Consider the following 26271-nt stretch of genomic DNA (forward strand, 5'->3'; position numbering starts at 1 on the left):
CGGATCGGAATTCGCCAGCGCCCATTCTGTCCGGACGAGGAATATCATGTCGACAGTCGAAGGCGACCTGCTCCACACGGTCGAAGCCGGCTCCATTTCCGCGAGCCGCCGCTTCTGGGGCCGCGCGGCCCTGTGGCTCAGCGCCCTATGGTTCATAGCGTCGTTCGTACTGCAGGGTATGCATGAACTGGGCTGGACCGGTTGGGGCTTCGCGAACTGGCGGCCGGTTCTCTATGCCTATTTTCTCTGGGCCGCGGTTCTTTGCGTCACCCGTGTCGTCATTCACGGCGAAGCGGGCAAGAAGGCGCTTTTCGTTCTGCCGGCCGCGCTTTTCGTCGTGTCGATGGTGGTCTTTCCGCTGCTCTTTGCGCTCTGGATCGGCTTTTCCGACTGGAACCTCGCCTCTTCCGCCGGCCGGCGCTTCAACGGGCTCGACAATGTGCGCCGGATGATCGCCGACCCGTTCTATGCCAACGCCCTACTCAACATGATCCTCTACTGCCTGGCGATAGCGGTGGAATATGCGATCGCCTTCGGCCTGGCGCTGCTCCTCAACCAGGAAATCCTTGCCCGTAAGTTCTGGCGCGTCACCTTCCTCGTGCCCTTGATGCTGTCGCCGGTCGCGGTGAGCTGGATGGTCGGCAAGTCGATGCTGGAGACCCGTTTCGGTCCGGTTGCGCGTTTCGCCCGCTGGCTCGGATGGGAAAATCCCTCCTTCTTCGGCGATCCGCTGACGGCGCGGCTGTCGATCATGATCATGGATGCCTGGACCTTCATCCCCTTCATGATGATCATGCTGCTTGCCGGGCTGCAGGCCTTGTCGAGGGAGGTGCTGGAGGCGGCCGAAGTCGACGGCGCCACCAAATGGCAACGTTTCTGGCAGGTCATTTTCCCGCTGATGCTGCCGGTTTCGGTAACGGCGGTGATGATCCGCATCATCTTCAAGCTGAAGCTCGCCGACATCATCATCACGGTGACATCGGGAGGTCCCGGTGGCGCGACCGATTCCGTCACCAGTTTCATCTATCGCGAATACCGCGACCGTTCGAATGTCGGATATGGAACCCTGCTCGCGCTGGTCTATCTGGTCATCATCGTCGTCGGCATGACGGGGCTGATGAAGATTTCCGACCGTATCGTGAAGCGCATGACAGGAAGGCTCTGATGGTTCGGATCGATTTCGAAAAATACGGGCGCGGCCAGCGCATCCGCTGGTGGGCCATGCGTTTCGCCGTCTATGGCCTGCTGATCATCTGGGCATTCGTCTGCATCTTCCCGCTGTTCTGGACGGTGTCGACCTCGTTCAAGACAGCCGCGGATGTCATGCGCGGCAATCTGATCCCCTGGTTCAACTTTGCGCCCAGCTGGCTCGGCTGGCGCTCGCTCGGGCTTTCTCCCGATACGATTTTCGAGATATCGACGGTGCGCGACGAGTTCATGCGCAGGCTCTGGAACAGCGTCATCATTTCCGTCACCGCATCCGCCCTTGCGGTCGTGCTCGGATCGCTCGCGGCCTATGGCCTCAGCCGCTTTTCCTACAAGTTCGGCCATATGCGCAATTCCGACATTTCCTTCTTCTTCCTCTCGCAACTCATCATGCCGCCCGTCGTCCTCGCTTTGCCGTTCCTGGTTCTCTACAAGGAGCTGGCGCTGCTCGACACTTATGTGGGCATGATCGCCGTCTACACGCTGATGGTGCTGCCGATCGTCGTCTGGATCATGCGCGACCAGTTCGCCACCATACCGGTGGAGCTGGAGGAGGCCGCACTCGTCGACGGCCTGTCGGTCTGGGGCGCGTTTGCCCGCATCATCGTGCCGCTCGTTCTGCCGGGCATGGTGGCCGCGTTCCTGCTGGCGCTGATCCTGTGCTGGAACGAATATTTCTTCGCCGCACTGCTGACCTCGACCAATACCAATACGCTGCCGGTGATGATTGCGAGCCAGACAGGCAGCCAGGGCATCAACTGGTGGTCGATGGCCGCTCTTTCCACCGCCGGTATCCTTCCGCTTGTTATCGTCGGCGTCGTGCTGGAAAAGCACATCATCGCCGGGATGACGGCAGGAGCGGTAAAATAGCTGCGGGACGGTCGAAAATGTCAAAGATGCCCACAGTCAAGGATGTCGCCGAACATGCCGGTGTATCCGTGGGCACCGTTTCGCGCGTGCTGTCGGGCGAAGCCGCGGTCAAACCCATGCTGCGCGAAAAGGTCAACGACGCCATCTCGGCGCTCGGCTACCGGCCGAATGTCACCGCGAGAGCGCTGCGCACCAGCAGAACTGATGTCATCGGCCTCATCGTTCCCGACATCACCAATCCGTTCTTCGCGCAGCTTGCGGCCAGCGTCGAGCGCGCGGCGCTCGAACGCGGGCATAGCCTCATGCTGGCAAGCTCGCATGACGATCGCGAGGCGGAGCAGAGCCACGTCCTGGCGTTTCTCGATCGGTCGGTGCGCGGCATCATCGTGGTGGCTTCGAGCGCCGGTCCGGGGCTCCACCTGGAGGCCACGGTTCCGGTCATCTCGCTCGACCGGCGCTTCGGCGCCTTTCCGCTGGTCTCGACCAATCATGCGCAGGCGGCCGCGCTGATTGCCGATCATCTCTATGAGCTTGGACATCGCCACATCGCCTATATCGCCGGGCCGCCCGATACTGAAGCCGGGCGCATGCGCAGAGAGGGCTTCGTCGGCCGCATCGATCGGTTCGGCAAAACCGGGGAGCCGGTCGAACTCGAAATCGCCTACGGCAAATTCGATTATGAATCCGGTGAAAGAATTGCCCGCGACCTGCTCTCGCGCCCGCCGCAGGACCGGCCCACGGCGATTGCTGCTGCCAGCGACCAGCAGGCGATCGGTGCGCTGCGCGCTGCACGCGATCTCAAGATCGACGTGCCGCGAAAACTCTCGGTCACGGGTTTCGACGATATTTCGCTCGCCAATCTCGTCGTTCCGAGGCTGACGACCATACGCCAGCCGGCGGACATGCTGGCGCGGCGCGCGGTCGGCCTTCTCCTCGAGGACCCATCGGACAGGAGAGACGAGATGGTCGACGGGTCGCTGGTCGTGCGGGGTTCGAGCGGCCCGTGCCCGAAGCCGAAGCCCGATATCGCCAAACATTAAGAATTGAAGCAAGGCCGGTGCTCCGGCCACGAGAAAGGGATGGAAGGATCAATGCTCAAGGGAATCAGGGCCGAACTCAACGGCGACATTCTTCAAGCACTCTGCAACATGGGGCACGGCGATTATCTCGTCGTATCCGACATGAATTTTCCATCGGATTCGATCGCCCGTCAGACGCGTCTGGGCAAGCTGCTGACCATGGAAAACATCACCGCGCCGCAGGCGATCGAGGCGATCCTTTCCGTCTTGCCCCTGGACACACCGATCCAGCCCTCGGTGGGCCGCATGGAAGTGATCGGCAAGCCCGATGAAATTCCGCCGATTCAACAGGAAGTCCAGGCGATCGTCGATCGCGCCGAACGCAGGCCGTCACCGATGTATCCGGTCGAACGGATGGCGTTTTATGAGATTGCCAAGAAGGCCTATTGCGTCATCGCCACGGGAGAGCTTCGGTTCTACGGTTGCTTCCTTCTGACCAAGGGCGTCATCCCCGCGGAGGATGCTGTGAGATGAGCGAGAAAAGCGGGATCGTCATTCTGGGCATTTTTGCCGCCGACACCGCCTATAAGGCAAAGCGCCTGCCGCACATGGCCGAGACGCTGATGGGGTCGGGCTTCACGCTCGGGCCGGGCGGCAAAGGTTCCAATCAGGCAGTCGCCGCGGCCAAGGCCGGCGGGAAGGTGACCTTCATCTCCCGGGTCGGCAACGATCCGTTCGGCGAAATGGCCCTTGCGGCCTATGCGGCGGCGGGCGTCAAAGCCAATGTGATGAAGATGGACGGCGTTTCCAGCGGCGCCGCTTTCATCTTCGTCGACGAAGTGACCGGTGACAATGCCATCATCGTCGCGCCGGGTGCCTCGGGCCTTATCGGCGTCGAAGACGTCGACGCGAACCGGGCGGAGATCGAAAGCGCCGCCATTTTCATGACGCAGCTCGAACAGCCGCTCGAAGCGGCCATGCACGGGCTGTCGATGGCGAAGAGGGCAGGGGCGACGACGATCTTCAACCCCGCGCCGGCGCGCGCCATTCCGGACAGCATCTACGGCCTGTGCGATTTCATCGTTCCCAATGAGGTGGAAGCGGCCGAACTGGTGGGTCACGCGATCGAAAGCGATGAACAGGTGCGCGCAGCCGGCCGTGCCCTGGTGGAGCGAGGGGCGAAAGCGGCGATCATCACGCTCGGCGCACGCGGCGCATTTTACTACACCGAGGGTCAGTGCGAATTCGTGCCCGCATTTTCGGCGGGCAGCGTCATCGACACAACCGGGGCCGGCGATGCCTTCCTCGGCGGCTTCGCGACGGCGATTTCCGAAGGACGCGCGCCGATCGATGCTGTCCGCTTCGGCTCCGCCACGGCTGCCATTGCCGTGACACGGCCGGGCACGGCTCCCGCCATGCCTTCTCGCGCCGAGATCGACACCTTGCTGTGTTCCGCATGATGGAGGCCCATCATCGGCTCATGGCATTTGAGAGCCGGTCGCGGCGACATAGACTGAATAGAGCGAGCGCGTCGCGGCGATGAACAGGCGGTTGCGTGCGGGCCCGCCGAAGGTGAGGTTTGCGACGGTCTGGGGGACGCGGATCTTGCCGATCAGCTTGCCCGTCGCATCGAAGCAATGCACGCCGTCACCGGCGCTGGACCAGAGATTCCCATTGACGTCAATCCGGATGCCGTCCGGAATGCCGTTGTCGATATGGCAGAAGACGCGGCCGTTTTCGAGCCTGCTGCCATCGATCACGTCGAAGGCGCGGATGTGACGCGGCAGGCTTTCGTCGTGGCTTGCCGCCGAGTCCGCGATGTAGAGGATCGTCTCGTCGGGCGAGAAGGCGAGGCCGTTCGGCTGGATGAAATCCGTGACGACGGCGGCAAGTTCGCCGGTTGCCGGATCGAGGCGGTAGACATTGCGCGTCGCCTGCTCGGGCTCGGCCTGATAGCCTTCATAATTCGACATGATGCCGTAGGTGGGATCGGTGAACCAGATCGTGCCGTCCGATTTCACAACTAAGTCGTTCGGCGAATTGAGCCGCGCGCCCTCGAAACGGTCGGCGAGCACGGTGATCGAACCGTCGATCTCGGTGCGCGTGACGCGGCGTCCGCCATGTTCGCAGGAGACGAGCCGGCCCTGGCGGTCGCGCGTGTGGCCGTTGGTGAAGTTGGATGGTTGCCGGTAGACGGAGACCCCGCCCTCCGGCGTCCATCGCAGCATGCGCTGGTTGGGAATATCGCTCCAGAGGAGCTGGTTCGCATCGTTGAACCAGACGGGGCCTTCCGCCCAGCGGCAGCCGGAATAAAGCTCGTCGAGGCCGGCGCTAGCCACGATCAACTGCCGGAAGCGCGGGTCGTGGATTTCGTAGATGCTGGCCTCGGCCATGGCGGTCTTCCCGTTTATCGCATGCCGGCCCGGCGGCCGCCGGCGAGCATGATGACGCTGATGATGATGAGGCCGGTCATGATGAGGCGGATGCCCGCGCCGACCCCATAGGTGTTGAGCATGGAAACAACCAGGAACATGAAGAGCGACGCGCCCCAGATGCCCGGCACGTTGGAATCGCCGCCTGCGACCGCCGTGCCGCCGATCACGACGACGGCGATCGAGGTCAGCAGATATTCCGAGCCCATATTGAGCGCTGCGCCGCCGGAGAAGCAGGCGAGCAGGTAGCCCGCGACGGATGCGAGCACAGCGCAGAACAGATAGGTGACGAAACGCGTGCCGTCGACCGGGATGCCGGCCATGCGCGCGGCCGGCATGCTCTGGCCGATCGCCGAGATCCAGCGTCCGTAGACCGTCTTATGGAGCAAGAACCAGGCCAGCAGTGAGATGAGGAGCGCTGCGATTGCCACGTTCGGCACGCCGAGCGTGTTCGAGGTGGTGAATTCCGCTAGCATGCTCGGCGGCTTGATGCGCAAGCCCCGGTTCGTCCAGATCGCCGCGGACTGCACGATGAAGCTCATGGAAAGCGTAGCGATGATCGGCGGAATGCGCAGCGCCTTGATGAGCGCATAATTGCCGAGGCCGACGAGGAGGCCGATGAGGATGGCGACAAGAAGCCCGGGCAGGATCAAGCTGTTTTCGACGTTCATCAGTTTCAGCGCCCCCGTGCCGGCAAGCGTCATGGTGGCGGGAACCGACAGGTCGATATTGCCGGGGCCGAGCGTGATGACGAACATCTGGCCGATTCCGACGATGACGGAGAAGGCCGCGAAGGTGAGGGCTGCCTGCGACAGGCCGAGCGTGCTGGCGCCGAGCGTCACCATGATCGTCAGGAACCAGACGACGAAGGCGGCAAGCCATGACCAAATCCAGGGTTTGCCGAAAAGGCCGAGGAGATGGGTCATCGGCGGCGTTTCTCCCGTTTCTCCAGGCGGTTCAGCATCAGGCGAAGGGCGAGCACGATGATCAGGATCGCGCCCTGGGCTCCGATCTGCCAGTCGGGCGAGATGCGCAGGAAGGAGAGGAAGGAGCCGGCGAGCGTCAGCGTCAGCGCGCCGATGACCGCGCCGACAGGGGAGACGCGGCCGCCGATGAATTCGCCGCCGCCGAGGATCACGCCGGCGATCGACAGCAGCGTGTAGCGCAACGCGATATTGGCGTCGGCCGACGTCGTCAGGCCGACGAGGGCAATACCCGCGAGCACCGCGAAAAGGCCGGCCAGGCCATAGGCGGCGGCGCGGGCGGCGACGATCGACCAGCCGGCGCGCTCGACCGAGCGCTGGTTGCCGCCGATGCCGCGGATCAGCACGCCGAGCGACGACCGCATGACGAGAAGATGGGCGATGACGGCGATGATGATGCTGGCGACGATCGCCATGGGCGCCAGCGGCGGCTTGACGGTCATCAGAGAGCGCACCCAATCCGGCGCCTGCCCGCCTGGTGCGGGCAGCAGCAGCACGGCAAGGCCGCCCCAGACGAAGCTCATGCCGAGAGTGACGACGATGGACGGCAGGTCGCGCAGGTAGATGATGACGCCGAGGCCCGCATAGGCTGCGATCGCTCCTGCAAGGATCAGGACACCGATTACAGGGTCATCGCGCAGAAAGGTCGCGCTCACGCAGGCGACGAAGCTGACGAAGGTGCCCATCGACAGATCGAGATCGTTGACCGCCATGACAAGCATCTGGGCGATCGTCGCCAGCGCGATCGGCACCGCCAGATTGAACAGCAGGTTGAGCCCGACATAGCTCATGGCGCGCGGCTGCAGCCAGAAGACGGCGGCGAGGAGCAGCGTCAGCGACAAAGCGGGAATGGCAAGACGCATGGCGTCGGACGAGAGCCGGAACGTCATGCGGCGACCCCTTCGAAGGATGCGGCGATGATGTTGGTCTCGCTGACGGCGTCGCCGGCGAGTTCGGCCGTGATGCGGCCTTCGCGGAAGACGTAGACGCGGTCGCAGAGACGGACCTCGTCCATCTCGGTCGAATACCAGATGAAGGTGCGGCCGCGCGAAGCTTCGTCGCGGATGATGGCGTAGACCTCCTGCTTGGTCCCGACATCGACGCCGCGCATCGGATCATCCATCAGGACGACAGGCGCGCGCGTGGAAAGGGCGCGGGCAAAGAGCACTTTCTGCTGGTTGCCGCCGGAGAGCGATAATATGCGGTTTGCCATGTCGGGCGTGCGGATCTCGATCCGCCGTTTCCAGTCCGCGCCCTTGCTCTCCTCTTCATCAGCCAGAATGAGGCCGCGCCGCGACAGGTCGCCGAGCGAGGCGACGGAAAAGTTGCGCAGGATGCTCCAGAGTTCGAAGACGCCGTTGAGGCGTCGGTCGCCGGCGACGAAGGTGACGAGCGGGTCGCGCTCGGGCAGCCAGTTGCCGGACTGGGCAGCATGCAGGGCAAGCAGCAGTTCGGTCTGCCCGTGGCCGGCGAGACCCGCCAGTCCGATGATCTCGCCCTTGCGGGCCGAAAAGGGACGGCCCGCCGTCTGATGGGAGAGAATGAGCGGAGCGGTGGATTGCTCGCGTGCCGGGCGCTGGCCCGTCTCCTCCTTCGCAACTGTGCCCATGGCCTCGACCAGGCCACGATGGTCGAATCCATCAGCCGGGCGTTCGGCCACGACGCGGCCGTCCTTCATGACGACGATGCGGTCGGAGGTTTCGAGGATCTCGTGCAGGATATGCGAGATGAAGATGACGGAGCCGCCGGCCGCGACGAAGCGGCGGACATGGTCGAGCATCTGGCGGGCGAGGCTCGCATCGAGCGAGGAGGTGGGTTCGTCGAGGATCACCAGGCGCGGCGCAATGCCGGCGTCGGAAAAGGCCATTGATATTTCGACCATCTGCCGCTCGGCGATCGAAAGGTCTCCCACGGCCCGGCTGCTGTCGATGCCATGGCCGGGAAAGACCGCATCGAGGCTCTTTTCGATGATTCTTGCGGCGCGCCTGCGCCAGCCGAAGCCGCCGAGATCGCGGTGCATGATGCGCGTGTTCTCGACGATGGAAAGGTTGGGGCAGAGCGAAAGCTCCTGGAAGACGCAGCGCACGCCGCGGGCTCGCGCCGCATTGATGCCGTAACGCTCCAGCCGCTCGCCATCGCTCGTCACGCTGCCTTCATGGGGCGTGAGGCCGCCATTGATGACGCTGACGATCGTGGACTTGCCGGCTCCATTGTGTCCGACGAGCCCGACGCATTCGCCCGGCATGACGCGGAGCGTGACGCCGTCGAGCGCTCTGACCGCGCCGAAGCTTACCTTGGCGCCGTCGACGGCGATCACCGCCTTCAAAACCTCATTCATGCTGCCCGCCACATCTGCTCGGAAGGACTGCCGCGCGGCCATTTTCGGCCCGCGCGGCAATCGCCGGGAGAGTTATTTTGCCGACTCGATGACCTTGATCGCGTCTGCCTGCGTGTATTCCACATTGGCGACGCCGCCGGCCTGGGTGTTGGCGAGGTTCGTTTCGAGGTTATCCTGGTCGATGCGCAGGAAGGGCACGACGAGGTCCTTCTTGACCTGCTTGCCGTCGAGGATCTGCTGGGCGACCCAGAAGGCGAGCGTGGAGACGCCGGGCGCGATCGACACGGACATGGTCTCGTAGCTCTTCGCGTCCTTCTGCTCCTTCCACCACTTCAACTCGTCTTCGCGGTTGCCCATGATGATGATCGGCATCTTCCGGTCGGTCGCGGCGATCGCCTGTGCAGCGCCGTAACCGTCACCGCCCTGCGTCACCACGCCGACGATGTCGGGCAGGCTCGGCAGGATGCCGGCGACGGCCTTCTGCGCCACGTCCTGCGCCCAGTCGCCGTGGACGGAGCCGACGACCTTGAACTGCGGGAACTGCTTGACGCCTTCGTGAATGCCGGCCGAAATCTCGTCGTCGACGAAGACGCCGGCAAGACCGCGGATCTCGAGCAGATTGCCGCCCTGCGGGAGTTTCTTCGACAGATACTCCACCTCGCTGCGGCCCATTTCCTTGAAGTTGACGGCGATGCGCCAGGCGCAGGGTTCGGTGACGATGCCGTCGAAGGAGACGACGGTAATCCCGGCGTCGCAGGCTTCCTTGACCGCGCCGTTCAGCGCCGTCGGCGAGGCGGCGTTCAGCACGATGGCGTCATAGCCCTGCAGGATCATGTTCTGGATCTGCGCGGCCTGTTCCGTCGCCTGGTTCTCAGCGGTGGTGAAAGGATCGGCGGCGGCAACGACGCCTGATTTCACGGCTTCGCCCGTCACCTTGCCCCAGCTCGTCAGCATGGCCTGGCGCCAGGAGTTTCCGGCATAGTTGTTGGAAAGGGCGATCTTCTTGGCCGACGTGTCGGCAAAGGCGGAAACGGGCATGGCGGCGCAAGCAATGGCGGCCGATGCCAGAAGCATCTTACGGATTGTCATGTCTTCCTCCCTCATGATCGCGCCGGTCGGCGGATCGCTTCACTCCAGCCGGCTCAAGCGGGCCCCGAGTGAAAATTGTTCTTGCACTGAGCTTCCTCCTCTCAGTAAGGGCAGGATGCGGGAGATCGGCCGGCCTGTACAGGGGCAAGGCGGCAACGCGTTTGCGGGTTTTGCGCAACAAGCTGCGGGTTTACGCAAGACGGCGGCCCATTTGCGGGCGCTTACTGGGAAACGATCGCGGCGGGTTGAGGAGCCTGTCGTGACGGGGAGGAACTGACAATGCTGCATCTCGCACCGGCAGCCCTGTTCGACCATTATCTCGGCATTTCCCGGCTGCTCGCGGGTCAGCTCGATTTCCGCTCGGCCATCCGTTCGGTCGCGGCCGAAGTCGCCCACATCATTCCGCACGACCATCTCGACGTCTGCGTGCTGCTGGAAGGCGGCAATTATCACACGGCCTATGAGACGGGCATCGAGACCGCCTGGGGCGAGATTGCCGGCGCGCCTGTCGTCAACAGCCCCATCCGCTCGCTCCTGCGCGGTGAAGTCGACTTTCTGCTCTCGGATGACGCCATGAAAGATCCGCGTTTCCATTTCGAGGGTGCGTTCAAGCGGCCGATCGTCGAACAATCGCTGAGGAGCCGGCTGCATGTCCCGATGAAGGTGCAGGGCACGATCATTGCGGCCCTTTCCTGCTCGTCTCACAGGGCGGGCGTCTATACGATGGAGGACGTCGAGCGCGCCCGCATCATCGCCGATCTGCTGACGCCCTATTTCTTCGCGCTGCAGGCGGCCGAGCAGGCGCAACGCTCGGCGATCGTGGAGGCCGAAGCCCGCGCCCGCGAGGAGGGGCTGCGGCAGGGCGCGCTGAAGCTGACCGAAGCGTTGGAGCAGGAGCGTCAGCGGATCGGCATGGACCTTCACGACCAGACGCTCGCCGATCTGACGCGGCTTGCGCGGCGGATCGACCGGCTGTCGCGCAACGGCGAGGTGACGCCCGAGGCGCTCGAACCCGTTTCGCGGTCCCTGCAGCATTGCATGCAGGATCTGCGGCAGATCATCGAGCAGGCAAAACCCTCCGTACTCCAGCTCTTCGGTCTCGCCCAGGCGATCGAGCATCATCTCGACCGGTCGACCCGCGACACCGGATCGGGCATCGAATGGGGCCTCGCCGACGAGACGAACGGGGCGCTGGAAAGGCTGGAGCCGACCGTCAGCGTCGCCCTGTTCCGCATCGCGCAGGAAGCGATCAACAATGCCGTGCGCCATGCCGCCCCGCTGGCGATCATGGTGCGGCTCGAAGCCGACGACGAACAGCTGTCGATCGAAATCTCCGACGACGGCACCGGACTTGCCAAGACGCGGGGACGGATCGGCGGCGGCATCGACAATATGAAGACCCGCGCGCGGCTAATTTCGGCGCGCTTCACGACCGGCCCAGGCCACAACAATCGCGGCACCGCCGTGCGCGTCGTGCTGCCGCTGGCGCCGAACGGCCCGGCGGGCGAGCCAGACTGAGGAGAAAGACACGATGAAAGTTCTGATCGTCGAGGACGACCCGCTGCACCGGTCCTACCTACACGAGGCTGTCAACGCCGCGCTGCCGGAATGCGACACGGTGATCGAGGCGGAGAACGGAACCGTCGGTGAGAAGCTCGCCCGTGACCACAAGTCGGCGCATATCGTCATGGACCTGCAGATGGCGAGCCGCAACGGCATCGAGGCGGCGCGCACGATCTGGAAGGAGCGGCCGGAAACCCGCATCCTGTTCTGGTCGAATTACTCTGATGAGGCCTATGTGCGCGGCGTCTCGCGCATCGTGCCGGATGGGGCCGCCTATGGCTATGTGCTGAAATCGGCCTCCGACGAGCGGCTGAAGCTGGCGCTTCGCTCGATCTTCATCGAGAGCCAATGCGTCATCGACCGCGAGGTGCGCGGCCTGCAGCAGAAGAGCCTTGGCCAGACGAACGGCTTCACCGATTCCGAATACGAGATCCTCGTCGATATAGCGCTCGGCCTGACCGACCGGGCCATCGCCAAACGCCGGGGCCTGTCGCTGCGCAGCGTCCAGAACCGTCTTCAGCAGCTCTACGACAAGCTCGACGTCTATCAGACGGCCGGCGACGACCACGAGGACGGGCGCTTCAATCTGCGCGCCCGCGCCGTCACCGTCGCATTCCTGCGCAAACTCCTGAACTACAGCGCTCTGGAACGGGCCGAGGCGGAACTGCAGGAATGGCTTGACGGGAAATAGTTTCCGACGCTGCGTCGAACGCGTCTCTCAATTGGAAGGGGTCTGGCAAAGCGGTACGGGGCGCGGCGGCGGCGCCGGGTGATCTTGCCCGTACTTGACGATGACCGGCTCCAGCTTCTCCTTCGGCCAGAACTGCGGAGAGCCGATTTCACCAAGGCATGAAGCGTTCCAATAGGAACCGGCCTTTGCCGGCGGCTGGCCCGATGTCACCGCGCGCGCGACCGCGCTGATATCGCGGGCTTCCGGATAGATATAGAGGGTGGTCGGATTGTCCTTCACCATCGACAGCACCTGCGGGGCTTCCTCGGGCGACCAGCTGGTGCAGCCGTCACTGCGGCCGCCCGCATAAATGACCAGCTTTCCGAATGGGACATAGCCCTCACGATTGGCATAGGGACTTTCCGGCTTTTTCTGCATGCATATGCCGGACACGAGTGCCGCAGCATGTCCGCCGATGGCGCGCTGCCTTGCGTTCGCGGTTTCGCCGACGCCATCGAACTGCACGAAGGAGCGGGTGAGCACCGTCTCCTGATTGGCGGTAGGCCCGTAATAGCCCTTGAAGGAAGTCTTGATCTCACTCGTCAGATAGGCACCGCCGGCCGTCAGATTGGAGTTCATCGCATTGCCGAAATTCCTGGCGCACTCCCGTCCGTTGGAGAAGTTGACGACGCCCTTCAGGTTGCGGCCGCCTCCATGCCCCGCCGATATCACCCGGAACGACTGTTCCGCTTCGCAGATCATGTAGAACCGGCCGCCTGTCGTTCCGTCGGTAAGATCGTTCGGACGTGTGGCGTCCATCGCGAAATAGCAGGAATTCCTGACCTTTCCCTCCGCAATGTTTTGCAGGTAAAGCGCCCGAGCCCGTTCCAGCACGACGGGAGCGATCTGGCCTTTTCCTTCGCCGACATAGCCGGCCAGCCAGCTTGGTACAGGCGATGTTTTCCCCGAAGCCAATGCCGGGCTTGCACCCAAGAGCGACGCGAGGACCACGGTGAAACCAAGAGACTTGGAAAGGCTCGGCGCTAAGGGCATGCGGCAGTCTCCGGGCACATTGGCCAATCACAATATCACGCTGCCGGTAATAGCGGATTCGCGCATGATTGGCATGAGTCCTAACAGCGCACTTCCATCTGCCAAAAGACGGCCGTACAGGGATCGAATGTGAAATATATTTCTGACTATGAATTATATTGACATGTATTTCCCTTTGAGGTTAGCTGCCTATACCGGACTTCGAGGAGGAAATCCGGGCTTCAACGCGATCAGCGGCGTCGTTTCGGCGCCCTCGGGCTTTTTGGGAGGGGCTTCGGCCTCGAGGAGGACTTTTGCGCACTTTTCTCACGACGACCGCAATGGCGGTCCTGGCGACAACGCTTTTTGCCGGTTCTGCCGCTGCGACGGATAATCCGTTTCGTTGCAAGCCGGGCGAAAAATACGTCATGAACGTCATGGTTTCGGGCGTCGAATATTGGTTCCCGGTCTATGAAATGTTCAAGCAGGCGGGCCAGCAGCTCGGCTGCGAAACGGAATATACCGGGACCCCGGAATATGACGTCAACAAGCAGATCGCAACCTTCGACCAGGCGCTGGCGCAAAATCCGGCCGGCATTCTCGTCCATCCGATGAACTCCGATCCGTTCATCGAGCCGATCAACCGCGCCGTCGATCAGGGCACTGCGGTCGTCACCTTCGCAGCCGACTCGCCGCTCTCCAAGCGGGTTTCCTTCATCACTTCGGACAATACCCGCGAAGGCACTTATGCCGCTGACGCGATCGCCGAGAAGATGGGCGGCAAAGGCGAATACGCGGTTCTGGAAAATCCCGGCCAGGACAACCACGACAAGCGCATTGCCGCCTTCATCGCCCGTATGGACGCGAAATGGCCCGACATGAAGCTCGTCGGCCGCGCCGCGTCCAACCAGGATCCGACCAAGGCCTATCAGGGGCTCTCCAGCCTGATCCAGGCCAATCCGAACCTCGGCGCGGTTTTCATGCCGGAAGCCAATTCCGCGATCGGCGCCGCGCAGGCCAATAAGGAAACCGGCGGCAAGGTTCTCGTCATGTGCGCTGATGTCAATGCCAACATCCTCGACATGATCAAGGCCGGCGAGGTTTTCGGCTCCATCAACCCGAACCAGGGCATGCAGGGCTACATGGGCTTCATGCTGCTGTGGCTCGCCAAGCACCCGGAACTGATCGACCCGATGAACGACGCCAAGCGCTCGGGCTTCAACCCGATGAGCATCCCGGTCGTCGACAACGGCCTCTCGATCGTGACCGCCGCAAATGCCGACGACTTCTATTGGGACAAGTATCTGAAGCGCCGCGGAACGAAGGGCATCGAGGAATAAGGCCCGACAAGACCATCCGCGCCTTTTGGCGCGGATGGTTCGGACGGAGAGGGAGAGAGATGATGGCGGAGCCGGTGCTTACCATTCGTGGCGTGACCAAGCATTTCGGAGCGGTGAAGGCGTTGACGGATGTCGACTTCACGCTCGAGCGCGGGGAGGTCCATGCGCTTTGCGGCGAGAACGGCGCCGGCAAATCGACGCTGATGAACATCATCGCCGGTGTGCTGCAGCCGAACGAGGGTGAAATCCGCATCGACGGCAAGGCCGTGCGCATTTCCTCTCCCGCCGCCGCCCAGTCCCTCGGCATCGGCCTCGTGCACCAGGAAATCGCGCTCTGCCCGGATGCGACGGTCGCCGAAAACATGTTCATGGCGGCGACCAACCGCCGCCGGGCGCCCGTCATGAATTACCGTGCTCTGGAACGCGATGCTCAGGCCGTGATGAACCGGCTTGCGGCAATCGATGTCCGCCGGAAGGTCGCCGACCTGCCGATATCAAGCCAGCAGCTCGTCGAGATCGCCAAGGCGCTGACGCTCGACTGCCGGGTGCTGATCCTCGACGAGCCGACTGCCGCCCTGACTGAAACCGAGGCGCAGCAGCTCTTCTCCATCATCCGCGATCTCAAGGCGAACGGCATTTCGATCATCTATATCAGCCATCGCATGGCCGAAATCTTCAGCCTCTGCGACCGGGTCACCGTGTTCCGCGACGGCCGCTATGTCTGCACCGACCGCATCGCCGACGTGACCCCTGATGACGTGGTGCGCCGCATGGTGGGCCGCGAGATCACGCAGCTCTATCCCGACAAGCTCGGCGCAGACGAAATGTCCGGTGAGACCATTCTCGAGGTCGACGGCATTGGGGACGGCGCGCGTTTTCATGATGTCAGCTTCCGCCTGCGCAAGGGCGAGATCCTCGGCATCGGCGGCCTCATCGGCTCCGGCCGCACGGAAATCGCCGAGGGCATCTGCGGGCTGCGGCCGCGCACGGCGGGCGCGGTGCGCCTGCATGGGCAGGCGCGGCCGATCCGCGTCTATTCCGACGCCGTGAAGGCCGGCATCGTCTATCTTTCCGAGGACCGCAAGGGGTCGGGCGTCTTTCTCGAAATGTCCATCGCGCAGAACATTTCCGTGCTGGACCTGAAGGTGTTCACCAACCGGGCCGGCCTCCTGAACGGCCGGGCGGAAGCCGCGCTGGCCGAGGATTTCGCCCGGCGGCTCGCCGTGCGCATGGGCGGCATCGAGGCGCCGGTGAAATCGCTTTCCGGCGGCAACCAGCAGAAGGTGGCGATCGCCAAGCAGCTTGCCGTGAAGCCGAAGGTCATTCTGATGGACGAGCCCACGCGCGGGATCGATGTGGGGGCAAAGACAGAAATTCACCGCCTGCTGCGCGAGCTGGCGCGTTCGGGCATCGGCATCGTCGTCATCTCGTCGGAAATGCCGGAACTGCTCGGCCTTTGCGACCGGCTGCTTGTCGTCCGGGAGGGACGCATCGCAGGGGAATTGGGTCCGGAGGAAATGTCGGAGGAGGCCGTGATCCGTCTTGCCTCGGGCATGGGCACGGCAAGGGCGGCGGACCATGCCGCGTGAAGAGAAATCGGGAGAGACGGAAATGGCAATCGACACGATGATGGCAATGCCCAAGGCATCGTCCTTCAAACGCATCGGCACGATGCGCGAAGCGGGGCTGATCGCAATCATCCTCGCGCTCGGCATAATCATGAGCTTCGCCTCGCCGCACTTCCTGACGCTCGGCAATTTCCGCGCCATGCTGATGAGCTTTTCCGTGGAAGGCATCGTCGTCGTCGGCATGACGATCCTGCTCATCGTCGGCGGCATCGATCTTGCGGTCGGCTCCGTCGTCTGCTTCGCAATGGTGCTCTCGGGCTCGCTCTTTCTTGCCGGGCTCGACCCGTGGACGGCTTCGCTTGCCGGCATTCTTGCCAGCAGCGCCATCGGCGCCATCATGGGCTTCTTCGTGACGGTCGTCGGCCTCAACCACTTCATCACGTCGCTGGCGGCCATGGTGATCGTGCGCGGCCTGTGCCTGATCGTCACCAAGGGCACGCCGCTCTCGCTGTTCACGCTGCCGGCGGGCTTCAAGGCGGTAGGGCAGGGCACGTTCTACGGCATTCCCTATGTCATCCTGATCTTCGTCGCCGTCGTCATCCTGTTCGATTTCCTGCTGCGCCGGGCGACCGCCTTCCGCAAGGTTTTCTACACGGGCAGCAACGAAAAGGCGGCGCTCTATTCCGGCATCAAGACGAACCAGGTGAAGTTCTGGGTGACGGTGCTGTGCTCCACGCTCGCCGGTGTCGCCGGCGTCATCTACATGTCCCGCTTCGGCGCCGCGACCCCCACTTTCGGCGTCGGCATGGAGCTGAACATCATTGCGGCCGCGGTGATCGGCGGAGCTTCGCTGAACGGCGGCTCGGGAACCATCCTCGGGGCCATCCTCGGCATGGCGCTTCTTTCCCTCGTCACCTCGTCGCTGATCCTGCTAAACGTTTCCGTCTATTGGCAGGACATGATCAAAGGATGCATCCTGCTTGCCGCCGTATCCATCGACCATTTCCTGCACAAGCGGAAGGCCGCCTGACATGCCGATCGCCAAACTGAAATCCAGGACGACAGCTCCGCGCGAGGAAATCGTCATTGCCCGCCAGATGCACCAGGCGCTCGTCCTGCACTTTCTGGAAGGCCTGACACAGGCGCAGATCGCCGATCAGCTCGGCATCTCGCACGCCACCGTCAATCGCCTCATCAAACGGGGCCGCCAGCTCGGCCTTGTCGAGATCAAGATCAAGTCGCCGGTCGAACCTCTGGTCGACATGGAGGAACGGCTTCTCGCGCTCGGCGGCATCAGCCGCGCGGTCGTCGTCCCGACCGTCTCCGACAATCCGCAGACCGCGCTGCAGGCGGTCGGCGAGGCGGCGGCTCGCCTGCTGCTCGAAGAAATCGCCGACGGCGACACGATCTGCATCACCGGCGGCAAGGGCGTCAGCGCCGTCGTCGCCGGCCTCCAGCCGCCGCGCCGCTTCGATGTCGAGGTCATCCCGGCAACCGGATGCGTGCAGGGCAAACACTATACCGACGTCAACCACGTTTCGACCCTGATGGCCGACCGGCTCGGCGGGCGCTCCTACCAGATCCACGCGCCGCTCTTTGCCGATGATGCCGAGCAGCGGGCGATGCTGATCAACATGCGCTCCGTCGCCGACGTCTTCCGGCGGGCGCGCGAAGCCAAGGTGGCTGTGGTCGGCATCGGCTCGATCCTGACCGACGATTCGAGCTATTACGACCTGCATCCATCCTCCAGCACCGATCGCGCGGCGATCGAGCGTTCGGGCGCCAACTGCGAACTGCTCGCTCACCTGCTCGACGATCACGGCCGTGTCTGCGACTATAGCCTCAACCGGTCGCTGGTTTCGCTGACGCTGCCGGAATTCGCCTCGATCCCCACGAAGATCGGCGTCGCAAGCGGCCCGAACAAGGCCCGCCCCATACTCAGCATCCTGCGCGGCAATCACCTCGACACGCTCGTCACCGACGAGGCGACGGGCGCGCGCATTCTTGAACTGGCATCCGAGGAAGGATTTTCCGCATGAGCGGCGAACAGTTGACCCGCGAAATCGGACGCTCCGGCGTCAAGGCATCGGCCGTCGGCCTGGGCACCTGGGCGATCGGCGGCTGGATGTGGGGCGGCACGGACGAGTCGGAATCGATCGCCGCGATCCAGGCCTCGCTCGATGCCGGCGTGACGCTCATCGACACGGCGCCGGCCTACGGCCTCGGGCGATCGGAAGAGATCGTCGGCAAGGCGCTCGCCGGACGCCGCGACAAGGCGGTGATCGCCACCAAATGCGGGCTGGTGTGGCACACTGGGAAGGGCAACCATTTCTTCGATCAGGACGGCAGGCCTGTGCACCGGCATCTCGGACGGGATTCGATCGTTCACGAGGTTGAGGAAAGCCTGCGCCGGCTCGGCACGGACCATATCGATCTCTACATTACCCATTGGCAGGACGAGACGACGCCGATCGAGGAAACCGTGGCGGCGCTGGAAGAGCTGAAACAGGCTGGAAAGATCCGCGCGATCGGCGCCAGCAACGTCAGCCGGGAGGAACTTGGAGAGTATATCGCGACCGGCTCGCTCGATGCGATCCAGGAGCGGTTCAGCATGATCGATCGCCAGATCGAGGCGGACCTGCTGCCGCTCACCATTGCGAACGGCGTGTCGACGCTCAGCTATTCCTCGCTGGCGCTCGGCCTGCTTTCCGGCACGATCGGGCCGGAGCGCGTGTTTTCCGGCGACGACCAGCGCAAGGACAATCCCCGCTTCTCCGTCGCCAACCGCCGGAAGGCCAAGGATTTTTCCGAGGCGATCCGGCCTGTGGCGGAGCGCCACGAAGCCAGCATCGCCCAGACGGTGATCGCCTGGACGCTGGCGCAGCCGGGTGTGACCTTCGCGCTTTGCGGCGCGAGAAACCCGGCGCAGGCGCTCGACAATGCAAGGGCCGGAACGCTTCGTCTTTCGACAGCCGATCTCGCTGCCATCGACACCGCCATATCGGCGCAACTGGCCACCATGGAATAACGGGCTGTCATCATGAACCGTGTGGAAACAATGGACGGGCTTCGCCAAAGCCCGGCGGTGGACGTGTGCGTCCTCGGCGGCGGCATCAACGGGCTCAGCGTCTTCCGAGAGTTGGCGCTGCAGGGCGTCAACGTGCTGCTCGTCGAACAGGGCGACTATTGTTCCGGCGCGAGTGCCGCCCTCTCGCGCATGGTCCATGGCGGGCTGCGCTATCTGGAGAACGGTGAATTCAGCCTCGTGCAGGAATCGCTCGTCGAGCGCGATCGGCTGCTGCGCAACGCTCCCCATTATGTTCAGCCGTTGCCGACGACGGTTCCGATCTTCGACGTCTTCTCCGGCCTTGCCAACGGCATCGTGCGCTTCCTTGGCCTCACCCGCCGCCCGAGCCGCCGCGGCGCCGTCGCCATCAAGACGGGGCTGGCCATCTACGATTTCCTGACACGCAAGCGCGCGCTGATGCCTCGCCACCAGTTCCGCGGACGCAGGGCGACGCTGGCAAAATGGCCGGCGCTCAATCCGGCGATCCGCAGTTCCGCCACCTACTACGACGCCTGGGTGAGCCATCCCGAGCGGATCGGCATCGAACTGCTGCGCGACGGCCTGTCTGCCGGGCCGAATGCCAGAGCCCTGAATTACGCGACGCTGGAACAGTCCGGCGGGGCCGGCTTCCTGCTGCACGACGGCATTGCTGGGGAAACACTTCTCATTCAGCCGAGACTGGTCATCAACGCCACCGGTGGCTGGATCGATATAGCCAACGGCTCGCTCTTTCCCGATGGCGCGCGGCCTGCCCCGCTGATGGGCGGCACCAAGGGGTCGCATCTCATTATCGACAATCCCGCGCTCCGCGACATGCTTGACGGGCACATGATCTATTACGAGAACGAGGATGGGCGCATCTGCATCCTCTTTCCCTATCTCGGCAAGGTGCTGGTCGGCTCGACGGATATCCGCGTCGATGATCCCGGTGCCGTTCGCTGCGAGGCCGACGAGCGGGACTATATCCTGCAATCGCTCGCCTTCGTGCTGCCGGGCGTCCGCATCCGGCCGGAAGAGGTCGTTTTCCAGTTCGCCGGCGTGCGCCCGCTGCCGGCCAGCAAGGACAGTTTTACCGGCCGCATTCCGCGTGACCATTTCTGCACCGTGATCGAAGGCCGTGACGGCGGCCCGCCGGTACTCTGCATGATCGGCGGCAAGTGGACCACGTTCCGCTCCTTCGGCGAACTGGCGGCCGACATGGCGCTGGAACGGCTCGGCCGGCCCCGGCGCGTCGATACGGCGGAGAGGGCCTTGGGCGGCGGGCGCGCCTTTCCCAGGGATCGCGATGATTGGATTCGTGACCTCGCGGCATCGACGGGTATCTCCGCCGATCGCGCCGCATGCCTCTTCGAACGCTACGGAACCGATGGCGCTGACGTCGCCGGCTTCATCGCTGCGGGAGCCGATCACCCCCTGCCGCATGCCGGCTACAGCCTCCGCGAATTCCAATATTTGATCGGCGCCGAAGCCGTCGAGCATCTCGACGATCTGCTGCTGCGCCGCACGACGCTTGCGATTTCCGGGGAGCTTTCGCTCGACATGGCCGATGCCGTGCTGGCACTGCTCGCCGCCGCCAGAGGCTGGCCGGCGCAACGCGCCGCCGAAGAGCGCATCCGTTTTCTCACCATCATGCGCGAGCGCCATGGCGTCTCGGAAGCAACCCTTTCCGCAAGGAACGAACGAAGGAGCGAATTATGCGAGACAACCGTAAGGTCCGGATGAACCGGCTGTTCGGCAACGGCCGTTGCCTTGACGTGGCGATCGATCACGGCGTCTGCAACGAGCCGTCTTTCCTCGACGGGCTGGAGAACATGCCGGCCGTCGTCAAGGCGCTGGTCGATGCGCGGCCGGATGCGATCCAGATGAACTACGGCCAGACCGATCTGCTGCAGGATCTGCCCGGCAAGGACAAGCCGGCCCTCGTCATGCGCATCGACATGGGCAATCCCTATAACCGCATCCGCCACCGCGACATGTGGGCGGTGCTGCAGAACGAAGCGGAGCCTTTGATCGGCGCATTGCAGATGGATGCCGCCTGCGTGGTGGTCAACCTCTTCATGCTGCCGGATGAGCCCGACCTTTTCCGCCAGTGCGTGCAGAACATTGCGCGCGTCCGGGCGGACTGCGAAAAATACGGCGTGCCGCTGATGATCGAACCGCTCGTCATGCAGCCGGTGACCGAGCGCGGCGGCTACATGGTGGATGGCGATGCCGACAAGATCGTCACCCTGACGCGGCTTGCCCGTGAAATGGGCGCCGATATCGTCAAGGCGGATCCCACGACGAATGCGGAGGATTTCCACCGTGTCGTCGAGGCGGCGCGCTGCCCGGTGCTGGTGCGCGGCGGCGGCAAGGAGGATCTCGGCGCCGTGTTCGCAAAATCCGCCGCCTTGATGCGGCAGGGCGCAATGGGCATGGTCTATGGTCGCAATATCTACCAGCATGCCAATCCGAGCGCCGTCGTGCGCGGTCTGATGGCGATCATCCATGAGAACGCGAGCGGCGAAGAGGCCGTTGCGGTCTATCGGCAGGGCTGAGGCGCTGGAGCAATTTAACAAGCACAGAACCTTGGGAGGGGTTCGAATGGGAGAATATCTCTTGGGGCTCGACGCCGGCAACACCGTCATCAAGGCGGTGATCTTCGACCGCACCGGCCGGGAAGTGGCACATGCGGGGGAGGAGGGGCATAGCCGCATGCCGTGCCCCGGCCATGTCGAGCGCGATCTCGGCGAGCTTTGGTCCAACGCCAAGCGCGTCATCCGCACCTGCCTCGACCGGGCCGGGATCGCTGCGACCGAGATCGCCGCGATCGGCTGCGCCGGCCACGGCAATGGTCTTTACGCGCTCGATCGTGAAGGTGAACCGCTGCTTGGCATCCAGTCGCTCGATACACGCGCGACCGGGCTCGTCGAGGAATGGGCGGCCGAGAGTGTCGGCGATCGCACCTATCCGATCGCCCGTCAAAGGCCCTGGCCCTCGCAGACGCCGACGCTGCTCGCCTGGCTGAAACGCTACCGGCCGGACCTCTTCCAGCGCATCGGCACGGTGTTCTATTCCAAGGATTTCGTCGTCAACCGCCTGACCGGCGAACGCGTCAGCGAGATGTCGGACATGTCCGGCGCAGGCCTGCTCGATCTCGCCGCCCGCCGCTATGACAGGACGCTGATGGAAGCTTACGGCCTTGGCGATTGCATGGACCTGTTGCCGCGGCTGATCGAAAGCGCCGACATTGCCGGCAAGGTGACCGAAGAGGTCGCGGCGGAGACCGGCCTTGCCGCCGGCACGCCGGTGATCGGCGGGCTGTTCGATGTCGTCGCTTCGGCGCTCGGCTCGGGCGTCTCGCGCACCGGCAGCGCCTCGATCATCGCCGGCACCTGGAGCATCAACCAGGTCATCATCGACGGGCCGGATCTCGGCGGCCCGGTCTTCATGTCCTCGACCTTCGACCGCACGCGCTACATGGCGATGGAAAACAGCGCCACTTCCGCGGCCAATCTCGAATGGCTGGTGCGGGAGTTCTTCGAAGGCGAGCACGAGGGCGTGTCGCCCTTCGATGCCTGCTGCGCGCTCGCGGCGGAAATTCAGCCGGCTGCCGACGACCCGCTCTATCACCCCTATCTCTACGGCGCCCAGCAGGACGGCCACGCGCGGGCCGGCTTCTATGGCATTGCCGGCTGGCACAGCAAGGGGCACTTGATCCGCGCCCTTCTGGAAGGCGTCGCCTTCGGCCACCGCCACCATGTCGAGACGCTGCGCAAGGCGGGAGCGAGTTTCGACGAAGCGGTGCTCTCCGGCGGCGGATCGCGCAGCCGCCTCTGGCCGCAGATTTTTGCCGATGTGCTCGGCCTGCCCGTTTCGGTCGCCGTCTCGCGGGAGACGGGCGCGCTCGGCGCGGCGATTGCGGCTGGAACCGGCGTCGGCCTGTTTGCCGATTTCACGGAAGGAGCCAATGCCATGGTGCGTATCGACCGGCATTACAAGCCGAATGCCGCGCTTGCCGCCCATTACGGCCGGCGCTACGCGCTCTACCAGGATATCACCGAAGCCATGACGCCGCTCTGGCGGCGGCTTTCGGCAACCTTACCCACGGCGAAGGGAACTGCGGCGTGATGATGAGTGATAACGAAACGCCGACAGACGAGGGTATTTACGACTTCATCATCGTCGGCGCCGGCTCTGCCGGCTGTGTGCTGGCAAACCGGCTGTCGGCCGATCCGAAGAACCGGGTGCTGCTGCTCGAAGCCGGAGGCACGGACCGGTATCACTGGGTCCATGTGCCGATCGGTTATCTCTACTGCATGGGCAATCCGCGTACCGACTGGATGATGAAGACGGCCGCGCAAGCCGGGCTCAATGGCCGCGCACTGAACTATCCGCGCGGAAAGCTCCTCGGCGGCTGTTCGTCGATCAACGGCATGATCTACATGCGCGGGCAGGCGGCCGATTATCATGGCTGGCGGCAGGCCGGAAACGCAGGCTGGGGCTGGGACGACGTACTGCCCTACTTCCTGAAGTCGGAAGACAATTACCGCGGCAAATCCGCCATGCATGGCGGAGGCGGCGAATGGCGCGTCGAGCGCCAGCGCCTTTCCTGGCCGATCCTCGACGCCTTCCGCGATGCGGCGGAAGAGCTTGGCATTCCGAAGACCGACGATTTCAACGATGGCGACAATGAAGGCTCCGGCTATTTCGAGGTCAACCAGAAGGGCGGCCTGCGCTGGAACACGACGAAGGCCTTCCTCCGGCCGGCCATGAAACGTGGGAATCTCCGCGTCCTGACAGGCGCCGAGACCGATCGGCTGGAGTTCGACGGCAAGGCCGTTTCCGGGGTGCGGTTCCGCCTCGGTGGGCGGCTCTGCATCGCCCGCGCCTCTCGCGAGGTCGTGCTGTCGGCAGGCGCCATCAACTCGCCAAAGATCCTGGAACTGTCCGGCATCGGCCGGCCGGAGGTTCTTTCCGCCCTCGATCTTCCCGTTCGTCACGCGCTTCAGGGCGTTGGCGAAAACCTCCAGGATCACCTGCAGATCCGCACCGTCTTCAAGATCGAAGGCGCCCGCACGCTGAACCAGCTCTACCACAATCTCTTCAGCCGCGCCGGCATGGGGCTGCAATATGCCGTCAGCCGGTCAGGCCCGCTCTCCATGGCGCCGAGCCAGCTCGGTATCTTTGCCAAAAGCGATCCGGCCGTCGCCACGGCGGACCTCGAATATCACGTCCAGCCGCTGAGCACGGATAGGCTCGGCGAGCCGTTGCACCGCTATCCCGCCGTCACGGTGTCCGTCTGCAATCTCCGGCCGGAGAGCCGCGGCACGGTGCATGTCACGACCCGCGACGTGAGCCAGCCGCCGGAAATCCACCCGAACTACCTTTCGACGGCCGGCGACCGGCTGCTTGCGGCAAAATCCATCGGTCATGCGCGCAGCCTGATGCGGACGAGGGCTATCGCCCGGTTCAACCCGCAGGAAATGCTGCCGGGCCGGGAATACGAGAGCGACGACGATCTGATCCGCCGCGCCGGCGACATCGCCACCACCATCTTCCACCCTGTCGGCACCTGCAAGATGGGAAGCGATCCGATGGCGGTGGTGGATACGCAACTGCGCGTGCACGGGATGGAGAGGCTCCGGGTCGTCGATGCCTCGATCATGCCGACGATCGTCTCCGGCAACACCAACTCGCCGGTGATCATGATCGCGGAGAAGGCCGCGGAAGCGATCCTGAAAGGCAATTAACCCAGGCTTGATGGCGATGCTGCGGCATCGCCACGCCATCCCTATCAAGTCGCGACAGCAGCCTCGATCAGATGCTGTCGGGCACCCTGCCGTCTGGTGTCAGGTCGTCGACGGCGCGCGGCAGGTCGCGAGACAGGCGCGCGACGATCTCTTCCCGGCTAAGGCCGGTCTTCTCAGCCAGTTCCGATAGGACTTCGTCGCCCAAGGCGTTTTCGAGATCAGGACGTTCGATCGGCTGGTTCGGGCCGGGTTTCACCCAGGAATCCGCCACGTCGCCGCGGCCGCTTCTCGTCAGCTGGTCGACAAGACCGCCGAGGCCGCCGCTGAGAATGCCGCCGGCCGATCCGCCGCGAATGAGATCGGCAAGACCACCGCCTCCGCCTCTCGTCAGGTTGCCGAGGATATCGCCGAGGCCGCCCTGCGTGCTTCCGGGGATCGCCTGTCCCGGTGGGCGCTGGCCTCCCTGGGTCAGGCCCTTCAGGATTTCACTGATCTTGTCACGATTTTGGTAGCCGGCGACGGCGAGAATGCCGAGCAGGGCGGTCAGGTTGCGGTTCATGGGGTCTCCTCCAGTTTTGACCAAAAGAAACCTGCGGGAAAGATTATGGTTCCACCGTTCCGGCCCGTCAGGCAGGCTCAGCGGCCGTTTTCCCGACGCCACGCCTGGAATCTCTGCTGGTGCTCGTCCTTCGTGCAGGGATAGAGCCCGATGATCGTTTGTCCGGCCTTGACCTGTTCGAGAACGAAGTCCTCGTAACTTTCCATGTTCGTGCATTCGTCGGCGATCTCATCGGCCAGATGGGCCGGGATGACCATGACGCCGTCGCGGTCGCCGACCAGCACGTCGCCTGGAAAGACCGCGACGTCGCCGCAGGAGATCGGCACGTTGATGTCGAGCGCTTCGTGCAGCGTGAGGTTGGTCGGCGCCGACGGCTTGGCGTAATAGGCGGGCATGTCAAGCGCCCCGATCCCTTCGGCATCCCGGAAGCCGCCGTCCGAGACGACGCCGGCCGCGCCGCGTAGCGCCAGGCGGGTGATCAGGATCGAGCCGGCGGTGGCGGCCCGTGCATCCTTGCGCGCATCCATCACCAGCACCTGTCCCTGAGGGCATGTCTCCATCGCAACTCTTTGCGGATGGTTCGGATTCTGGAAGACGGTGATCGGGTTGCGGTCTTCGCGGGCGGGAATATAGCGCAATGTGAATGCCTGTCCCACCATCGTCTCGGCCTTCGGCGCCACGGGCACGACGCCCTGGATGAACTGGTTCCGAAGGCCGCGCTTGAAGAGGGCGGTCGCGATCGATGCGGTGGAGATCGTCTTGAATTTCGCCCGGGTCGCGTCGCTCAGCACGTAGTCGGTCAT

Annotated in this window: 24 protein-coding genes; 16 read left to right on the forward strand and 8 right to left on the reverse strand. The window is 63.9% G+C overall.

The annotated features are described in order from the left end of the window. Positions 1–46: 46 nt before the first annotated feature. From ATY78_RS10905 to rbsK, 5 genes are read left to right on the forward strand one after another with little or no spacing between them, the layout of a single operon-like run. Complete coding sequence (locus tag ATY78_RS10905) at positions 47–1165, forward strand: sugar ABC transporter permease (RefSeq protein ID WP_088682357.1); 1119 nt, start codon at positions 47–49, stop codon at positions 1163–1165. Next, entirely contained in the window at positions 1165–2076 is a 912-nt protein-coding gene (locus ATY78_RS10910; protein ID WP_088682358.1) for a carbohydrate ABC transporter permease, read from the forward strand. The genes ATY78_RS10905 and ATY78_RS10910 overlap by 1 nt, the downstream gene beginning before the upstream one ends. A 17-nt stretch (positions 2077–2093) precedes the next feature. Beyond that, a complete protein-coding gene (locus ATY78_RS10915) occupies positions 2094–3116 on the forward strand; it encodes a LacI family DNA-binding transcriptional regulator (protein ID WP_088682359.1) in 1023 nt (340 codons plus the stop codon). 51 nt (positions 3117–3167) lie between these two features. Then, the gene (locus tag ATY78_RS10920; protein WP_088682693.1) at positions 3168–3629 is read left to right on the forward strand and encodes an RbsD/FucU domain-containing protein; all 462 of its coding nucleotides are present in this window, start codon (positions 3168–3170) and stop codon (positions 3627–3629) included. Beyond that, the gene (gene rbsK, locus ATY78_RS10925) at positions 3626–4555 is read left to right on the forward strand and encodes a ribokinase (RefSeq protein ID WP_088682360.1); all 930 of its coding nucleotides are present in this window, start codon (positions 3626–3628) and stop codon (positions 4553–4555) included. Before ATY78_RS10920 ends, rbsK begins: the two co-directional genes overlap by 4 nt. Before the next feature lie 18 nt (positions 4556–4573). Here the strand turns inward: rbsK and ATY78_RS10930 are convergent, their stop codons facing one another. From ATY78_RS10930 to ATY78_RS10950, 5 genes are all read right to left on the reverse strand, one after another. Further along, positions 4574–5488 carry an SMP-30/gluconolactonase/LRE family protein gene (locus tag ATY78_RS10930; protein ID WP_088682361.1) on the reverse strand — a complete coding sequence of 305 codons (915 nt, stop codon included), beginning with the start codon at positions 5486–5488 and terminating at the stop codon, positions 4574–4576. 14 nt (positions 5489–5502) lie between these two features. Further along, on the reverse strand, positions 5503–6453 hold the full coding sequence (locus ATY78_RS10935) for an ABC transporter permease (RefSeq protein ID WP_088682362.1): 951 nt from the start codon (positions 6451–6453) through the stop codon (positions 5503–5505). After that, complete coding sequence (locus ATY78_RS10940) at positions 6450–7400, reverse strand: ABC transporter permease (protein WP_088682363.1); 951 nt, start codon at positions 7398–7400, stop codon at positions 6450–6452. Before ATY78_RS10940 ends, ATY78_RS10935 begins: the two co-directional genes overlap by 4 nt. Continuing rightward, positions 7397–8848: a sugar ABC transporter ATP-binding protein gene (locus tag ATY78_RS10945; protein ID WP_088682694.1), complete on the reverse strand. Its 1452-nt coding sequence runs from the start codon at positions 8846–8848 to the stop codon at positions 7397–7399. The genes ATY78_RS10940 and ATY78_RS10945 overlap by 4 nt, the downstream gene beginning before the upstream one ends. A gap of 72 nt (positions 8849–8920) precedes the next feature. Further along, a complete protein-coding gene (locus tag ATY78_RS10950; protein WP_088682364.1) occupies positions 8921–9937 on the reverse strand; it encodes an ABC transporter substrate-binding protein in 1017 nt (338 codons plus the stop codon). A gap of 279 nt (positions 9938–10216) precedes the next feature. On the opposite strand from ATY78_RS10950, the gene ATY78_RS10960 reads away from it, so the two are divergent. Continuing rightward, on the forward strand, positions 10217–11455 hold the full coding sequence (locus ATY78_RS10960) for a sensor histidine kinase (RefSeq protein ID WP_088682366.1): 1239 nt from the start codon (positions 10217–10219) through the stop codon (positions 11453–11455). 13 nt (positions 11456–11468) lie between these two features. Beyond that, on the forward strand, positions 11469–12191 hold the full coding sequence (locus tag ATY78_RS10965) for a response regulator transcription factor (protein ID WP_088682367.1): 723 nt from the start codon (positions 11469–11471) through the stop codon (positions 12189–12191). A 27-nt stretch (positions 12192–12218) separates the two neighbouring features. On the opposite strand, the gene ATY78_RS10970 is transcribed toward ATY78_RS10965, so the two are convergent. Then, on the reverse strand, positions 12219–13223 hold the full coding sequence (locus ATY78_RS10970; RefSeq protein ID WP_088682368.1) for a hypothetical protein: 1005 nt from the start codon (positions 13221–13223) through the stop codon (positions 12219–12221). Between the two features lie 293 nt (positions 13224–13516). Between ATY78_RS10970 and ATY78_RS10975 the strand changes: the two genes are divergently transcribed. The 9 genes from ATY78_RS10975 to ATY78_RS11015 all read left to right on the forward strand — a co-directional run bounded on the left by ATY78_RS10975 (position 13517) and on the right by ATY78_RS11015 (position 24909). Beyond that, the gene (locus ATY78_RS10975) at positions 13517–14542 is read left to right on the forward strand and encodes a substrate-binding domain-containing protein (protein WP_088682369.1); all 1026 of its coding nucleotides are present in this window, start codon (positions 13517–13519) and stop codon (positions 14540–14542) included. Positions 14543–14604: 62 nt separating this feature from the next. After that, positions 14605–16131 (forward strand): sugar ABC transporter ATP-binding protein, encoded by a 1527-nt coding sequence (locus tag ATY78_RS10980; protein ID WP_088682695.1) that lies wholly within the window; start codon positions 14605–14607, stop codon positions 16129–16131. A 22-nt stretch (positions 16132–16153) separates the two neighbouring features. Beyond that, positions 16154–17140: an ABC transporter permease gene (locus ATY78_RS10985; protein ID WP_190237437.1), complete on the forward strand. Its 987-nt coding sequence runs from the start codon at positions 16154–16156 to the stop codon at positions 17138–17140. A 1-nt stretch (position 17141) separates the two neighbouring features. Continuing rightward, positions 17142–18149 carry a sugar-binding transcriptional regulator gene (locus ATY78_RS10990; protein ID WP_088682371.1) on the forward strand — a complete coding sequence of 336 codons (1008 nt, stop codon included), beginning with the start codon at positions 17142–17144 and terminating at the stop codon, positions 18147–18149. Next, on the forward strand, positions 18146–19138 hold the full coding sequence (locus tag ATY78_RS10995) for an aldo/keto reductase (RefSeq protein ID WP_088682372.1): 993 nt from the start codon (positions 18146–18148) through the stop codon (positions 19136–19138). The genes ATY78_RS10990 and ATY78_RS10995 overlap by 4 nt, the downstream gene beginning before the upstream one ends. 12 nt (positions 19139–19150) lie before the next feature. Then, complete coding sequence (locus tag ATY78_RS11000) at positions 19151–20899, forward strand: glycerol-3-phosphate dehydrogenase/oxidase (protein WP_190237438.1); 1749 nt, start codon at positions 19151–19153, stop codon at positions 20897–20899. After that, on the forward strand, positions 20872–21714 hold the full coding sequence (locus ATY78_RS11005) for a class I fructose-bisphosphate aldolase (protein WP_088682696.1): 843 nt from the start codon (positions 20872–20874) through the stop codon (positions 21712–21714). Before ATY78_RS11000 ends, ATY78_RS11005 begins: the two co-directional genes overlap by 28 nt. Before the next feature lie 46 nt (positions 21715–21760). Further along, positions 21761–23287 carry an FGGY-family carbohydrate kinase gene (locus tag ATY78_RS11010; RefSeq protein WP_088682374.1) on the forward strand — a complete coding sequence of 509 codons (1527 nt, stop codon included), beginning with the start codon at positions 21761–21763 and terminating at the stop codon, positions 23285–23287. 2 nt (positions 23288–23289) lie between these two features. Continuing rightward, positions 23290–24909 (forward strand): GMC family oxidoreductase, encoded by a 1620-nt coding sequence (locus tag ATY78_RS11015; RefSeq protein ID WP_088682697.1) that lies wholly within the window; start codon positions 23290–23292, stop codon positions 24907–24909. 67 nt (positions 24910–24976) lie between these two features. On the opposite strand, the gene ATY78_RS11020 is transcribed toward ATY78_RS11015, so the two are convergent. Next, positions 24977–25468, reverse strand: a complete 492-nt coding sequence (locus ATY78_RS11020) for a YidB family protein (RefSeq protein ID WP_088682375.1) — start codon at positions 25466–25468, stop codon at positions 24977–24979. Between the two features lie 77 nt (positions 25469–25545). Then, positions 25546–26271: a ribonuclease activity regulator RraA gene (locus ATY78_RS11025; protein ID WP_088682376.1), complete on the reverse strand. Its 726-nt coding sequence runs from the start codon at positions 26269–26271 to the stop codon at positions 25546–25548.

Origin of the sequence: Rhizobium sp. R635 (assembly GCF_002211285.1) — a bacterium.
Lineage (GTDB): Bacteria > Pseudomonadota > Alphaproteobacteria > Rhizobiales > Rhizobiaceae > Rhizobium.